This is a genomic window from Neobacillus niacini (assembly GCF_046591715.1).
Lineage (GTDB): Bacteria > Bacillota > Bacilli > Bacillales > Cytobacillaceae > Neobacillus > Neobacillus niacini_L.
In genome coordinates this window covers 231,049-246,214 of the sequence record NZ_JAWVNQ010000001.1, presented here as the reverse complement: position 1 = coordinate 246,214, position 15,166 = coordinate 231,049, and the positions used below count along the sequence as shown (strand labels likewise).

The 15,166-nt window shown below is 34.6% G+C and carries 13 protein-coding genes; 5 read left to right on the top strand and 8 right to left on the bottom strand.

Annotation, left to right across the window (positions count from 1 at the left end):
• Window positions 1-170: 170 nt before the first annotated feature.
• The 6 genes from SFC47_RS01300 to SFC47_RS01275 form a co-directional block, all read right to left on the bottom strand.
• Window positions 171-437, bottom strand: a complete 267-nt coding sequence (locus tag SFC47_RS01300; RefSeq protein ID WP_411252425.1) for a phosphocarrier protein HPr — start codon at window positions 435-437, stop codon at window positions 171-173.
• An 85-nt stretch (window positions 438-522) separates the two neighbouring features.
• Complete coding sequence (locus SFC47_RS01295) at window positions 523-1,995, bottom strand: glycoside hydrolase family 1 protein (RefSeq protein ID WP_411252424.1); 1,473 nt, start codon at window positions 1,993-1,995, stop codon at window positions 523-525.
• Window positions 1,996-2,208: 213 nt separating this feature from the next.
• Window positions 2,209-4,050: a beta-glucoside-specific PTS transporter subunit IIABC gene (locus SFC47_RS01290; protein ID WP_411252422.1), complete on the bottom strand. Its 1,842-nt coding sequence runs from the start codon at window positions 4,048-4,050 to the stop codon at window positions 2,209-2,211.
• A 126-nt stretch (window positions 4,051-4,176) separates the two neighbouring features.
• Entirely contained in the window at window positions 4,177-5,016 is an 840-nt protein-coding gene (gene licT / locus SFC47_RS01285) for a BglG family transcription antiterminator LicT (RefSeq protein ID WP_411252420.1), read from the bottom strand.
• Between the two features lie 338 nt (window positions 5,017-5,354).
• Window positions 5,355-6,524 (bottom strand): MFS transporter, encoded by a 1,170-nt coding sequence (locus tag SFC47_RS01280; protein ID WP_411252418.1) that lies wholly within the window; start codon window positions 6,522-6,524, stop codon window positions 5,355-5,357.
• A 170-nt stretch (window positions 6,525-6,694) separates the two neighbouring features.
• Window positions 6,695-7,276 carry a GNAT family N-acetyltransferase gene (locus tag SFC47_RS01275; protein ID WP_411252416.1) on the bottom strand — a complete coding sequence of 194 codons (582 nt, stop codon included), beginning with the start codon at window positions 7,274-7,276 and terminating at the stop codon, window positions 6,695-6,697.
• Window positions 7,277-7,730: 454 nt separating this feature from the next.
• Here SFC47_RS01275 and SFC47_RS01270 point away from each other — a divergent pair, with 454 nt between their 5' ends.
• On the top strand, window positions 7,731-8,351 hold the full coding sequence (locus SFC47_RS01270; RefSeq protein WP_411252414.1) for a recombinase family protein: 621 nt from the start codon (window positions 7,731-7,733) through the stop codon (window positions 8,349-8,351).
• Between the two features lie 501 nt (window positions 8,352-8,852).
• On the opposite strand, the gene SFC47_RS01265 is transcribed toward SFC47_RS01270, so the two are convergent.
• A complete protein-coding gene (locus tag SFC47_RS01265; RefSeq protein WP_411252413.1) occupies window positions 8,853-10,451 on the bottom strand; it encodes an RNA-dependent RNA polymerase family protein in 1,599 nt (532 codons plus the stop codon).
• 416 nt (window positions 10,452-10,867) lie between these two features.
• Between SFC47_RS01265 and SFC47_RS01260 the strand changes: the two genes are divergently transcribed.
• A complete protein-coding gene (locus SFC47_RS01260; protein WP_411252412.1) occupies window positions 10,868-11,341 on the top strand; it encodes a JAB domain-containing protein in 474 nt (157 codons plus the stop codon).
• Window positions 11,342-11,477: 136 nt separating this feature from the next.
• Here SFC47_RS01260 and SFC47_RS01255 read toward each other — a convergent pair whose 3' ends face one another.
• Window positions 11,478-12,554 carry a hypothetical protein gene (locus SFC47_RS01255; protein ID WP_411252411.1) on the bottom strand — a complete coding sequence of 359 codons (1,077 nt, stop codon included), beginning with the start codon at window positions 12,552-12,554 and terminating at the stop codon, window positions 11,478-11,480.
• A 208-nt stretch (window positions 12,555-12,762) separates the two neighbouring features.
• On the opposite strand from SFC47_RS01255, the gene SFC47_RS01250 reads away from it, so the two are divergent.
• The 3 genes from SFC47_RS01250 (at window position 12,763) to SFC47_RS01240 (ending at window position 14,851) form a co-directional block, all read left to right on the top strand.
• Window positions 12,763-12,927, top strand: coding sequence for a hypothetical protein (locus SFC47_RS01250; RefSeq protein WP_411252410.1), 165 nt, complete (start codon window positions 12,763-12,765; stop codon window positions 12,925-12,927).
• 322 nt (window positions 12,928-13,249) lie between these two features.
• On the top strand, window positions 13,250-13,471 hold the full coding sequence (locus SFC47_RS01245; RefSeq protein ID WP_411252409.1) for a hypothetical protein: 222 nt from the start codon (window positions 13,250-13,252) through the stop codon (window positions 13,469-13,471).
• Between the two features lie 168 nt (window positions 13,472-13,639).
• On the top strand, window positions 13,640-14,851 hold the full coding sequence (locus tag SFC47_RS01240; RefSeq protein ID WP_411252408.1) for a hypothetical protein: 1,212 nt from the start codon (window positions 13,640-13,642) through the stop codon (window positions 14,849-14,851).
• The last annotated feature ends 315 nt before the right edge of the window (window positions 14,852-15,166 follow it).

The following is a 15,166-nucleotide window of genomic DNA, read 5'->3' as shown; positions in this document are numbered from 1 at the left end:
CCCCCCCATGTCTTTTTAAAATAGATATATTTCCCTATCTTTAAAATTCCGGTAAGTGTAAAACTACTGAAAGCATAAATATTCAGTGCTAACAACTAAGAAACAGGAAAGTTCACCATTGGTGAACCTTCCACATACAATTATTCACATAAATTTACACTTCATTGCCCTTAGCTGGCAAGTCCTTCATTAACCATTACATCATCTATTCTTGAAATTACCTCTAATTCATCATCACCTATTGCAACTACTTTTACATTCGCTCCTTTTGGAATTCCTAGCGACATTACTCCCATAATCGATTTTAGGTTAACTTGTCTCCCATTATACTCAATTGTTACTTCCGATTTAAATGGAGAAGCAGCATTAACTAACGCTGTAGAGGGACGGGCATGAATTCCTGTGTCATCAATTATTGTATAAATTTTTTCAACCATTGAACTTCCTCACTTTTGTAAAAAGAATTATTATCTTTTTTAATATTTTTTTCTTCTATGAAGCCTAACTAATTATTATTTTTTATTAATCTAGTTGTTCGCCATTACTAGCAATAACTTTTTTATACCAATGGAATGATTTTTTCTTCTTGCGTTCAAGCGTTCCATTGCCTAAGTCATCCTGATCCACATAGATATAGCCGTATCTCTTTGACATTTGGCTTGTTGAAGCACTAATCATATCAATACACCCCCAAGATGTATAACCAAATACATCAACACCATCCATGATGGCTTCTTTTATTTGTTCAATATGTTTTCGTAAATAATCAATACGGTAATCATCTTCAATGGTACCATCTTCTTTTACTATATCTACCGCACCTAAACCATTTTCAGCAACAAATAATGGTTTTTGGTAACGATCATATAATTGGTTTAATGCCGTTCTTAATCCCTTTGGATCAATTTGCCAACCCCAATCACTTTTTGGCAAATAAGGATTTTCAACTCCTCCTGTAATTAAATTGCCAACCGCACCTTCTAATTTTTCAGGTTGGGAGCTTACAGCACTGGACATATAGTAACTAAAAGATATAAAATCTACCGGATTTTCTCTCATGATTTGTTCATCTTCTGGTTGTGTTTCTAAAACCACATTTTTTTCTTCTAGCATCCTAGCAGTATAAGCTGGATAATTACCCCTTGCTTGAACATCAGTGAAAAATAGTGACTCACGTTGTTTTTCAACCGTTTTTTGTATATCGTCCGGATTACAGCTATATGGAACGAGGAGTTGATAGCTAATCATTGTCCCCACATTAACTTTTGGTTTCATTTCTTTCCATACTTTTGTCGCCATTGCACTTGCAACAAATTGATGATGAGCTCCTTGAAACTTTGCTTGTTCGATATGTGGGTGATTTTCTTCAACAACGCCTATACTTGTCCAAGGATGATGTTTCACACAGTTGATTTCATTGAAAGTAATCCAATATTTTACCTTTTCTTTATAACGCTTAAATACTGTAGTTGCGAATCTTACATAATAATCAATTACTTTCCGGTTTACCCATCCACCATATTTTGTTGCAAGATGAAGAGGCATTTCATAATGAGAGAGTGAGACAAGCGGTTCAATTCCATGTTTAAGCAGTTCATCGAAAACTCGGTCATAAAACGCTAATCCTTCTTCATTTGGAATAGATTCATCCCCGTTTGGAAAAATACGAGTCCACGCAAGGCTCATTCGATAAACTTTAAAACCCATTTCAGCAAACAGGGCAATATCTTCCTTATAATGATGATAAAAATCAATTCCGTGTCTTTTTGGATAATGTTTTGTACTGTTAGGGTCCATTGCTTCTTCTACTTGTTTATGGGTCATCATGTGCCATTGATCGGTCCATCGTTCTTTTGGCATATTCTCGTCGAAAATATAAACGTCAGCCACAGAAAGACCTTTTCCTCCCTCATCACTTCCACCTTCTATTTGATTTGCTGCAGTAGCGCCGCCCCATAAAAAATTTTCTGGAAATTTGGTTTTCAATTGAATCATAATCATGAACCTCCGTTTATTAATATAAAATCTTATTTAAAAAATAGAGTGTAAGCTTATAATTTACTAAAGTAAGCTAATGTTTGGTAATGCCCAAAACTAGCAGCGATTGCTCGTTAAAGTCTCCGAAAGAAACTATCGTAATACCCAGGGGAATAAGCATCCATAAACCCTGGGTATTTTTTCTGACGTACCGGTAAATGTTGAGTTTTTTTAAATTAATAGAGATAATGTTTCTTCTCCATGAACAATATCTTTTTTATTTAATGGCAAAATGTCTAAATACTTATTTGAATTTGTTACAACCACTGGAGTAGTTAAATCAAAGCCAAGCTCTTTTAATTTTTTCATGTCAAACTCGGCAATTAAATCACCCTTTTTTACTTTTGAGCCAGTTTCAACATAACTTGTAAATCCTTCCCCGTTTAACTTAACGGTATCTAATCCAATATGAACTAATACTTCTCCCCCTGCGGTAGATGTAAAACCATACGCATGTTTTGTAGGGAAAGCCATGGTCACGGTTCCATCAACAGGTGAATACACCTTACCATCTTTTGGAACAATAGCAATTCCTTTCCCCATTGCTCCACCCGCAAATACAGGATCACTGATTTCTTCAAGAGGTTTTGCATGACCTGTTAATGGACTGCTAATGCTTTCTCGTTTAATCAATGTCTCGTCCACAGTAGTTTCTTGTTTTGTTGTAGGTTCCTCATGTAATTCTTTCTTAACTCCGAAAAGGACAGTTAGTACACATGCTGAGATCAAAGCAAAAAAGTACGCGATGATGTATCCAACCAATCCATGAGCGACTACAGGGATTGTTAAAATACTTTTTTGTACAGATGCAATAGCTGCAGAACCAAATGCTCCAGAAATACCTCCACCAATTGCTCCAGCTATACAAGCAATAATAAATGGTCTTTTTAACTTTAAGGTAACACCGTAAACAGCAGGTTCTGTAATTCCTAATAATGCTGAAATAAAGGCGGATAAAGATAAACTTTTCATATCTTTATTTTTTGTTTTAAAGAATACCCCAAGTGATGCTCCCGCTTGGGCAGCAACAGAAGGTCCGATCATCGCACTGATTGAATCTCGACCATGTACAGCAATATTATTAAGTATTACAGGTACAAATCCCCAATGTAAACCAAACATAACAAGGACCTGCCAAGCAGCGCCTAATACGATACCTGATACGATTGGACTTAAGTTATAAATGTATAAATAACCAGAAGCTAATAAACTACTTGTATACATCGCTACCGGACCGATAGCAAGCAACGTTAAAGGCAGCATAATAACTAGACAGAAAAATGGTGTTAATAAATTTCGGATACTCTCATGAAGTATTTTCTTAAAAAAACCTTCCACGTATTTCAATACCCATACAGCTAAAATAATAGGAATAACCGTGCCACTGTACTTTGCTAAAACTACAGGAATCCCAATAAAGTCAAGGGATTCTTTAGCGTTAAGGGCGTTCACTAAATCAGGATAAATTAATCCCCCTGCTAAAGCTACCGCTAAAAATTGATTTACTTTAAACTTTCTTGCGGCAGTAATCGCTAAAATAATTGGCATAAAATAATAGAAGCTATCTCCTGCTGCCGCAAGAATTCTATATGTTCCACTAGTTGGATCAAGCACTCCATACTTACTAAGAATAAAATTCAAGCCCTTAATTAAACCTGCAGATGCCATTAATCCTAAAACAGGGCTAAATATTCCAGAAAGTAGATCAACAAACCGTTCAAATAAATTTCCCTTTTTATCATCTTCATTATTTTGTTGCTTTGTTCCTAAATCTGTCTGCTCCATAATTGCATCATGCACAGTGGCGACATTATTTCCAATAACAACTTGAAACATCCCTCCACTCTCTGTAACAGTTATAATTCCTTCTAATTGTTCTATTGCATTTCGATTTGCCTTATTATCATTTTTTAACGTAAAACGCAGACGAGTAGCACAATGATAAAGGTCTGCTACATTCTCTTCTCCACCCACATTTTTGATAATCTCTTTTGCTAATTTTTGATAGTCCATCTACGAACACCTCCAATATAAATAAAAAAGACTTGAATTCAACCTAAAATAATTGTTTAACAAACAATTTTTCAGATTTAATTCAAGTCTAGCCTCCCGAAGAGTAACAAGTTTGAATAATAATATTTAGTTTTTCCTTTCTAACAAACGTTGAATATGAATTGTCAAATAGGTTGCTTCCATATCAGATATTTTATACGAATATTTATTGCTAATATGCTGTTTTACTTTTTGTGTGATATCGAAAGCTTGTGAGTATCTTTCTTTTACTACGTCATACAAAAATGGATCTTCTGAACTCTCATTTTCTTCTTGAGTGAAGATTCTATTTGCAAAAAATTTCAAATGAGTAATAAATCGAAAACCGGTCAAGGAATCTTCATCTACAGAGATATTGAGCTGATAAGTAATGATATTAAGAATTTCTTTTATAAATTGCGTTATTTTAGTAACAGTATTCATACCACTGTTTAACTGAGCATTAACAAAGTGAAAGGCTATAAATCCGGCTTCATCTTCACCAAGTTCTACTTTAAATCTTTCATTAATCATTTGAACAGCTTCTTTTGCAACTAAATATTCTTCTTTATACAATTTTTTTATTTCCCATAGTAATCCATTTTTTACATTTAGTCCATCTCGTGTTCGAGTAACGGCTAAACTGATATGATCAGGCAATGAAATATAAATGCTCTCATTTAATTCTTTTTTTAGTCTTCTTTTTGCTAAACCGATAATATCATCAGATATATTTATCTCTTCAATGGAAACTTCTTGTAAAAGCTTTTTGAATTTAGAATATAATCCTTGATCTTCTAAATAGAAACGCTTTTCAACTTTTTGAGTATCAACTTCATCTCCTTTCTTCTTATTAAAAGCTAAACCCTTTCCTATTAGGATGATTTCATCCCCCTGGGAATCTAAACTTATGGCAATATTATTATTAATAACCTGTTTTATTACCATTTAACTCCCCTCCAAACATAGACGTAAAAAAGGCAAGACTTCAACAAAGACAAGGATTAGTATCCCCATTTTTGTTGAAGTCTTGCCTGCATTATCAGTAACAATCTTCAATCGAATTTATTTACTTGATGAGTAAATAATACCGTATTAACGCTTAAATGTAAACCTTTACTTTAAAGTAAAATTTCCCAGAATACTGACTTAAATTTAAAATGCAAGATCGTGAAAGTTGTACTTAAACTAACCTGACCAGTTAGTGGAACAAAAAAAGCTGACTTAGCAGCCAAATATTGTTGAACTCAAGCACGTTAGTTCAATAAAAAGACTTAACTCTGAGGTCATCTATCTGCTGGAAAAGCTGATTCTTTTTTTGTTTCTTGGACCTTTTGGGTACTAAGGACAAAACTAATGATTGCTGCAATGCTACAAACATACGGGAGGAAAGGGTATCCCCAATTAGATATGACATAACCACCAATCATTGAACCAATGGTAATACCAATATACAGAGCCGTATTATTCCACGCCATAACAATTCCTCGTTCTTTTGGATATTCGACTGTTAATCGTGCTTGGTATGATGTAAATCCTGCATACCCAGCCAAAGCCCATATGAGCAGGAAGAAATAAATCCAATCGCCAGAAGAGAAGAATATACCTAAACAAACGAGTATTAAAGATAAGAAAATTAGCGTAGCTTTCGAAATCTTCCTTTCTCCAAACCTATCTGTGAATTGTCCACTTATAAGACTTCCCAAAACAGCACCGATACCATAAAAAGTAACAGCTAATGCGATTTCCGATGATGAGAATTTGTTTTCGGAATAAAGAGCCGCACCTAGGTAAATATAAAGAGCATACATTGAAATCGCCCAAATGGTGGTAACACTTACCGAACCAAGTATTCTTAGCAGATTTCCTTCTAAGCTATTTCTTGTTAAATCGCTTTCAGGAACAGATTTCCATGTTTTGAAATTCACTACTGCCAATATTGTTCCTATAATAGCCATTACAACAAATACTGAACGCCAACCAAGAATAAGCTCTAGTAACGTACCCAATGGAGCTCCTGCCCAAAGAGCTGTTAAATGTCCCGAAACAACAATAGAAAGCCAAGTTCCTCTCCGATTTGATGGTGCAATATCACTAATAATTGCATAAATCAAAGGGGTGATTGCAGCAACGGACAAACCAGCTAAAATACGACTAATGATTAACCAGGCAAAAGAAGGTGAAAAAGCAGTTAAGGCATTAGAGAAAGTAAATAATATTAATCCAAACGTAATAAAAATCCCTCTTCCATTATTATCTGAAGCCCAACCAAAGAAAGGTGCTGCAATAGCATATGTTACAGCAAAAACAGTTACCATCCACCCTGTCATCGCTGAACTAACATTATACGCTTCCGAAATGAACGGTAGTAACGGAGACACTACAAATAAATCAGTCCCCATTAGAAACAAAGTAATCCAACCAACAATTAAACTTACTCTCCCTCGCAACCCCATTACATCCCCCATTTACAGTTATTATTACATGTATATTTTTCAGAGTTATAAAAAGGACTTCTCGGTCAAGTAAATGCTTCTTTAATAATAAAAGACCGCCATTTTGGCGATCTCATTGTTCTGTTAATGCTATCCTTTAGTTTAATAAGCAACACTTCGAAAATACTGGATTATCGTAGCTTACTCTCCAATTTGTCCTTCACTAGCACCCATTCTTGGGCGATTACACTGTAAAACACAGAGTCTCTTAAATAACCGTCAGGCATAACCATATGATTCCGAAGCACTCCTTCTTTTACCGCACCCAACCGTTCAATTGCCTGCTGAGACCGAACATTTCGGCTATCTGTTTTCAACTGAACACGAATTGTCCCAAGTGTCTCAAAGCAGTGCTTCAAAAGAAGATACTTACATTCTGTATTTATTCTAGTTCGCCAAACAGTTGGAGACAGCCATGTCCAACCAATTTCCAAGTTACGGTTTGGTATGGATATATTAAGAAAACGAGTGCTTCCCACAATTTCCCCCGAATCCTTATCCAAGATAACAAAAGGAAATTCGCTTCCTTGCTCTCTCGCTTGAAGTGCTCCATTCACAAGGTACTCCATATCTTCAATCGATTGAACCTTCATTGGCATGTATGCCCATATATCTGGATTGTTTCCCACATCAAATAATTCCTGTACGTGATAATCTTCCATAGGTTGTATCTTTACTCTATCTCCTATTATTACTACTGGTGTTATCTCCATAATTCTTCTCTCCTTTTTTTTCTTTGGTAGAATTATATAAAAAAACTGACCAGTATTAAAGTGTCCGTTGTTTATTTTTTATCAGGGTCAGATAAAAGAGGGAGGTTAAGCAACTATTCTTCCTCTTCTTCCACTAATCTGCACCGTTAGTTTAAGTGAAATCTTTCACAATATAAGAATAGCTCCCCCTTTCATGGCACAATTATTTTCATTCCAGAAATTAGGGGCTTATCTTGATCAAAATTCGGAAATTGTTGTTACCATATTCAGCATTTTATTCTAAAAAGGATTAATAATCTTCCACTGAAATTACCAAGTAGTGTCCAGGAAGGCACACCCAATCCGGACAGTATTTTCAAACGATAATTCAATATCTTAAAGTGTCCGTTTTAAATGTCCGATTTATTTAAAGGAAATTAGACAAAAAAAGTATTAAAAAAGGGAGAAATTCAAAATGACTGTAAAAGCTTATGGAAGAGTCAGCTCGGACCAACAGGATTGGACCCGACAGCTGCTTAAATTTAAAGAACTTGGAATTGAAGATAAAAATATTTTTATGGATAGAGCAACCGGAAAAAATTTTGACCGTGAACAATATCAAGCGATGAAAGGTTCTTTAGAAGTGGGCGATATTCTTTACTTGGATGATTTGGATCGTTTGGGTAGGGATTATGATTTGATCAAAGAAGAATGGAACGAAATCACAAAAAAAGTGAAAGTTGATATCGTCGTACTTTCTAATCAAGAAATCTTTGATAGCCGAAAATTTAAAGCCATGGGAGACATGGGAAAACTATTGGAAGACCAATTTTTGAGTATGCTTGCTTATTTAGCTGAACAAGAGCGAAAAAAAATGTTGCAGCGCCAGAAGGAAGGCATCGCCATTGCAAAAGCACATGGCATATACAAAGGAAAACCGCGTAAATACACTGAGAAAAACGATAGTTTAATGCATGCAGTTGAATTGTACCAACAAGGAAAAAAGACAGTAAAAGAAATCATAAGCATCACCAAGATATCTCGCAGCTCTTTTTATGAATATTTAAAAGAACATAATATCCAGCGCAATACATAGGGCTTGTTTTTGTAGGGTTTTGGTTTTTCACCTTGTTTTTTGGGGTGCGAAGGCTGGCGCTTTCTAGGAACAAAACTAAGCGGTTTGAACGGTTATACTAGGCTCTGACAAGCCAGGGGATAAACCTGTTTTTTGGTATGCTTGGCTTGGCGAGAAAGCCAAAACCGTTCAAAATTCTATATACAAGGGTAGGGTGGAGATTTTTTTCAGCGAAGCGAGGTTTGAAAAAAATACTACTCGACCTTGTATATAGAATAGCTGGCATTTTCACTATACAGAGTTAGAAGAGGCTTTTTTTATTTTTGTAACTAAGAGTTCCTTCTGTAAAACTTCAAATTTCCTTATTGGTTGCATGTTTCGGGATATCTTTATGCAGCAACACATCGAATGAATCGAAATAATGGAAAGTTTGAATTTGACAGTTATTCAAAAGAAATTAGAAAGGTGGAAATAAAAAAGAAAACTAGCTAAAAATAATAATAGCGGGTTTTCTTATTTTGTTTATTCATCCAAATAATCTTCGCCGAGTTCGTCTTCTGTGTATTCCTGGTCTTCATCTTCATCCTCAAGATCATATGGGTCACCAAAGACATCATGACGTTCGTCAATGAGAGAGTTCATGTATTCTCCTATATTATCAACAACTAACTCTATATCTTTTATTAGAGAGATTGCAGAGTTTAGGTTTAACGTGTAGAAATTAGTGTAACAGATTTTTTGTCTATCTTTAGTAGCAAATGAAGGCATTAAGTACCTGTTGATGCTACCTTCAAGGTCATCAATTAAATTAGTGTATAGTATTAAATGGTAGTTTTGAAACCAATATTTTTCATCAGTCTTCAATTTTAATTTTTCTATATGTTCTGTATTAAACAATCTATCTTTTAGATAATAAGAAATAAGTAACTGATTATTACAATCAACTACCATGTCGCCGGTGTTTTCCAATATGTCGTTGAAACCAAGCATCTTTATCGAATAGTAGTAGTACAATTGCTCATCGTTAAAAGATGTTGATAAAATTTCCTTATATCTCGTAAATAGGAATTTCTTGAAGTTGTCACTGTTGAACAGAGCAGAATGCCTAAATCGATTTATGGAGTATAACATGGTTTCGGGTGAAAATTTAAAGATATAACAAAGTTGGTGAAAATTGTATGTCTCAATATTAAACTTCGTGGTATCAAGTGTATAAAAATAAGTAGATTTAAAAAACGTGTTTAGGAAAGTCTTTTTTAATTTATATTCTTTAAGGTTGGATAAGCGGTATATAAGTTGATTCGTAAAATATAGGATGTTATCATGTCGTTCTTCATTAAACCTCCTTTTAGAATCTGAAATTATCTTTTTCCAATACTTTTCGGACAAGTTATAGTCATTATATGTTAGATATGTCCACGTCTCTATCTTACCGTCATTTCTCTCTAAATCATATTTCTCAAGTATTCCATCGAATATTCTAATCACATTTTCATTATCTTTTTTATTGCAGAAGAAGTAAAAGTCATCAGAGAAATAGGAAAAATCACAATTAATATTTTCTTGAGTAAACATTCGGAAAAGATCATCGCTTATATCTTTTAGGTATTTTTCAGCAAAATATAGAGAGATAAAGTTACCCATTATCAATCCGTTTGTGTTCCCTGCGTTTAAATTGGTAAGAAAATTTTCATCACCAGCATTTTCAAAAGAAATATCATGCGTATATATTCTCTCGTAATAACTCTTTATATCTAGTTTAAGTAGATTGTCATATACACATAATTTTTCAAAGTCGCTCTCTAGTTGTTCGTCATAGACACCTGTCGCAAAATCTCCTGTTTCGGTATTGGGAATTAATCGTTTTCTTATATCTATTTCTTGAAAATCAAGAAAGTTACTTGAATCCTTAAACCTATTTAGAGCACATAAGAAATTTAGGATATTTGGCATTTTTAATCTTCTGTACTCACTTTCATCTTTCCTAACTCGGAATTGAATAGGTTGAGTCCAAGCTAAATCTCTTATATCGACCTCTTCAACATTTGTATGTATTCGCACATCAATGTTCAAGAAGTGCCTGACGGGATTCTTAAAATTGTACAGATTGTTTATGTTCATAAAAACCTCCATAAAATAGTAAAAGATATAATTACTATATCATTATTACAATTAAAGTAACGGGTAGCGTTTGTTCAATATCACCAATTTTTAATAAGTCGAAAACATGTAAGTTTTTATTCTTGCATATTTTCGGCTTTTTTACATTCAAAAAACATACCGCCATATCAGCATTCTTTAATTGCCAAATACAGCTTTGATAAAAAAGTAAAAATTCGTGGCATTCTGGCTGGTCTGGAACTTATTTTGTTTTTATCACTTAAAAAAAATTTTTTTTGTTTTTTTACACAAATAAAAAAAACACGTTATTATACGGATGCTTTAAAACAATGTCGCAATTTAGGTGTGAGCCCCGCGACTGATATTAGTGTGAACTGATGTCAAACAAAGGAAAAATATTTAAGGAGGTTGCTTCAATGCAGCAAACAATGACGGAAGATAAGAAGCCTAGAATGAGAAGATTGAGTGTAGTTAGTTTACAAATGGTAAAGGAAAAAACGTATCCATTCCGAACCAATACAATTCGAAGTCCATTAGATGTTGTAGATTTGGTTAGAGAATTTATCGGGAATGCTGATCGTGAAAACTTTATTGTTATTTCTCTTTCAACTAAAAATACTGTGACAAATATAAGCGTTGCGCATAGGGGTTCAATTAATGCCAGCATTGTTCATCCTAGAGAAACGTTCAAGACAGCCGTCTTATCAAACGCTGCAAGTATTATCGTCGCTCATAATCATCCATCTGGGAATTGCCAACCAAGTAAAGAGGATATAGAGGTAACAAAGCGTCTAAATGAAGCCGGTAAGATTTTAGGAATTGAATTATTAGATCATTGTATTATTTCAGATTCCGATTCTTACAGTATGAAAGAACATGGATATATTTAAAAGACGAAAAGATTTCTTCCCGTCTTTTTTTATAACTTGAAAATATTAGAGGAGGTATACATTGCTCAAAAGTGCCGTCGATTTTAATTTATTGTCATCCTTGCAGGTATTATAATCTTAGTATTTAATTTTACAACTATTTTTTTTGCTGTTTGGCAATTTTTATAATATTTTTTACGATTTCTCTTTCACTTTCAGCATTTGCAGCTAATTGAAACAAATTGATACGTCTATCTAATTCTCCTAAGTTTGGGTAGCAAATTCCTTTTTCAGTGTCGATGTAAACAATTCCTTGATGATAGTTAGCTGCGGTAATAATATCTAACCGTTCTTCTCTTGGAGTTAAAAGTGCAGTCATTTTATATTTTGTTTCGAAAAATGGATCACCGCTTGATAAATTTAAAATACTTGCAAAATCAAATAATAGTTCTTCCTCTTTTAGCATGATATATTCATAACATTTATTGTTCCGGTCTTTTTGTTTGTCGATAGCTTTTAATAAATAACTGTATTCATCTTTAGTTATGGAGCCAAAGAATTGAAGAATAAATAAATACAGCTCAGAAATCCTTAGAAAAAAATTCATGGTTTCAATAAATTCTATTTCTCCCATCGAATTAATTTCTTGAGAAAATCCATATATGAATTTTCCTTTATCAAACGGGTTTAATTTTTTTGTCCAAATTACATTCTTTAAATCTTTATAAAAATAAATAAATTCAACGGATTGTTTCCGAAGTTCTTCCCTCTCTGCTAGGCGATCTACCCACTGTTGTTTTTGAGGATTAACCTGACTGTATTGATTATTTTCATAAAGAAAATAAGATTTATCTTTTTGAACATTAACTTTTTCTGTAAATCTATAATCCCCTTTTCGACCCTTTAATCCGTATTCTAAGGTTAAAACAAAAAGACCAGGCGCTAATTTTTCTTTTTCATAGGTCACATATTTTTGAGGAATAAGAGGAGTAAAGTCATCATCGCTATCGAAAACGTAATATTCTACTATATTTTCAGGTAATCTAGATTTCTCTCCTCCTGTTAATGGAGTAATATCCTTTTTTTCAAAAGCTTCTATCATTTTTAATTCTGCCGGTATCGGTTTTTCCTCCACTATTAAATCCGGATATTCTATGTCCTTCATATATTCAATCAAATCATATAACGTACATTCTATTTCCTCGTATTTATCAAAAAGTTTATCTAATTTCATTAATTCACCCCCAATAAATTTATAACAGGAAAATAAAAAAATGGTATTTTTTACCATTTATTTATTTTCCCGTTATAATGTGAGTGGTTTAAAAACTTTGTAATGCGTGAGCTTACAAATTAGCCGTGAGGCGCTAAAATGGCGATACTCTTTGGATCGCCGTCTTTAAAAGCTAGTAAGAAAAACATAGACAGGAGGTAAAAGAATTATGAAACCGGAGGTCGAGGAAGGAGAAAAAATTTATATAATGGCGGGGTGCATTTATTGTGGCGAGGTAACTGAAATCAATGAAGTAGGCTTATGGTTAACAGAGGACTACGTAATAGAGGAATTTGTGGCATTTGCAGACATAACAGAATGGGCTGTTGAATAACACGGGGCTTTAGCTAGCCCTTTAAGTTAACTTCTGAAAATAGAATGTGTGAAATGCGATCAGATTAAGAAACATAATTCATATGTTATAAGATTAGCTTATTTAAGAAAAGAGAGAAACGTAGGTTTAAATGAATTATTTTAGATTGTTGAAATTTTTATACAATTGACCGTAAAACAATCTCAGGAAGCAATATTTGCACGGGTATCGGGCACCGTCTCCTGAAACGCTCCGGCTCTTGGGGTAACTTGAGAGTGAGTTTGTCAGAATCATTCTTGGTTCTGTGAAAAACTTGGCAACAACTCCAATTAGGAGATGGGGCTTGGCATCCATAGCTGCCCATCGTCTGGTCTACGATGTAAATGCTGTTTTAGGTTTTCAGCGAAGCGTTCGCGAATTTATCGCGAACAAGGCGAATGCCAGCGACGAAGGTCGCGGAGCGGCAAATGCCGGTCCGCGCTTGAGGAGTGCAGCAACGCCGGTAGCGGAGCTGTTTTGCGTGGTTATGTTGCATTTTTTATTGAAGATAAAAAGTGGAACATAACCAGCGCAACTATTTATTCGCAACTGGCTTAGGGACTGTTGCTGAATTTTACTGGAACCGGTACGACGGCGAATTGTCGCTTTACTAATTCCGGAAAATGTGGCTTACAGTCCCTTAAGGATTTACGATTTTTGTATAAGCATCTGTGATTCATCGGGGGGTGATTTTATGGGGAAAATGGTCACAAAAGAGAAACGTTTAGAGAAATCGCACATACGGATTGATAAATTATTTAATTGGGCTGAAAACGAACGATTCGCCAATTCAGGCAAAAAGAAAAATGGTTTGAGCAAAACAAGCTATACCGGATACCGGGAAAAAATGCATGCATTGGTCAATAAGTATTCGAAAAGATACGGCGAATATGAGTTGGTCAAATTTGAAAAGGAAAAAATGATGCAGCTGATCCGCGAGGAATTCCCGAATCCATTCACACAAAAAGCTTATACGCACGCTGCGGATTTCTTTTCAAAAGCAAGTGCAGAATCATCCGTATTTAAAGCGCCGGTCGTGTTAATGGATAAAGGAAAAATGGAGGAATATTGGCAGATAAACGGCATCGTCCGCCGTGCGAAATATTCAACGGTTTTAAAAGCAACACATGACGATTGCAAAGCAGTCATCGAAGAATTGAAACAAAGCAATTCACCGTACAAAAGTCAGGCAATCCTGTCGGTTGAATTGGGGCGCCGGATTGGTTCCAGGATTGAGGGTGCACTAAGCCTTCGGGGAAAGGACATCGAACTTCATGCAGATGGTACGGCAACAGTTCATTTAAACGAAAAAGGGAATTTGGATCGATGGGTCCGAATCACTAAACCGGAGGATGTCATGTTTCTTGAAAAATTAAAGGGAAGCTTGAAAAAACAAGACCATACGGTCATGAAGCCGTTACATTATCGAAGTGGGATTCATGCGACCAAGATTATGGACCAAGATAAGGCGGCGGAGAGATTGGCAAAAGTTACACAATCGGCTGCCGTTCGAGCCGGATTATCCAATCCGGCAAAGAAAGATGAAGCGGGATTTTCAATTCATTCAGCCCGGAAAACCTTTTGTCAAACGCAAGTGGATAGTTACTCTGAAATGTCAAAACGGGAATTGCACGATGAATTGGACCGCCGAATGGAAGATCAGGAAAAACAGATTGAAAAATTAGCAAAAGAAAATTATTCCTTTACAAGCTTCCGCGAAAAATATAAAGCAGCCCTGGTACGGGTCAACTGGGTCAATAAAGCGCAAGGAATGCGCCGAACAAAAATGGACCGGGATCTCAATCATAAAGAATTATGTTTTCTCCTGGCTTCGTTCGATAGTGGACATTTTAGGGTAGATATTCTTCGTTTTTATTCGCACTATTACCCACGAACGAAAAAATGAAAGGATTGATTCTATTTTAAACTGGTATTAGATTACAATTACAATTTTTCAAAAAGATTGTAATTATCTTAACCATTGGGAGAGTTGACTTAAATCTTTGTCAATTACATAATTACAATTTTTAATTGTTTTAATCTTTAGTTTTCATTTTGCGATGACAATTGATAAAAAAAATGTTTTTTTATTTTGAATTTGCAATTGTAATTTCGTAATTGTATGGTCTTCATGCCTTCTGCTATTCGATGTTTGTGAATTACACTTTAAAAGAAAATGTGAGAACTTTTGTAATTAACATTTTTCAATAGAGTAAAAAAA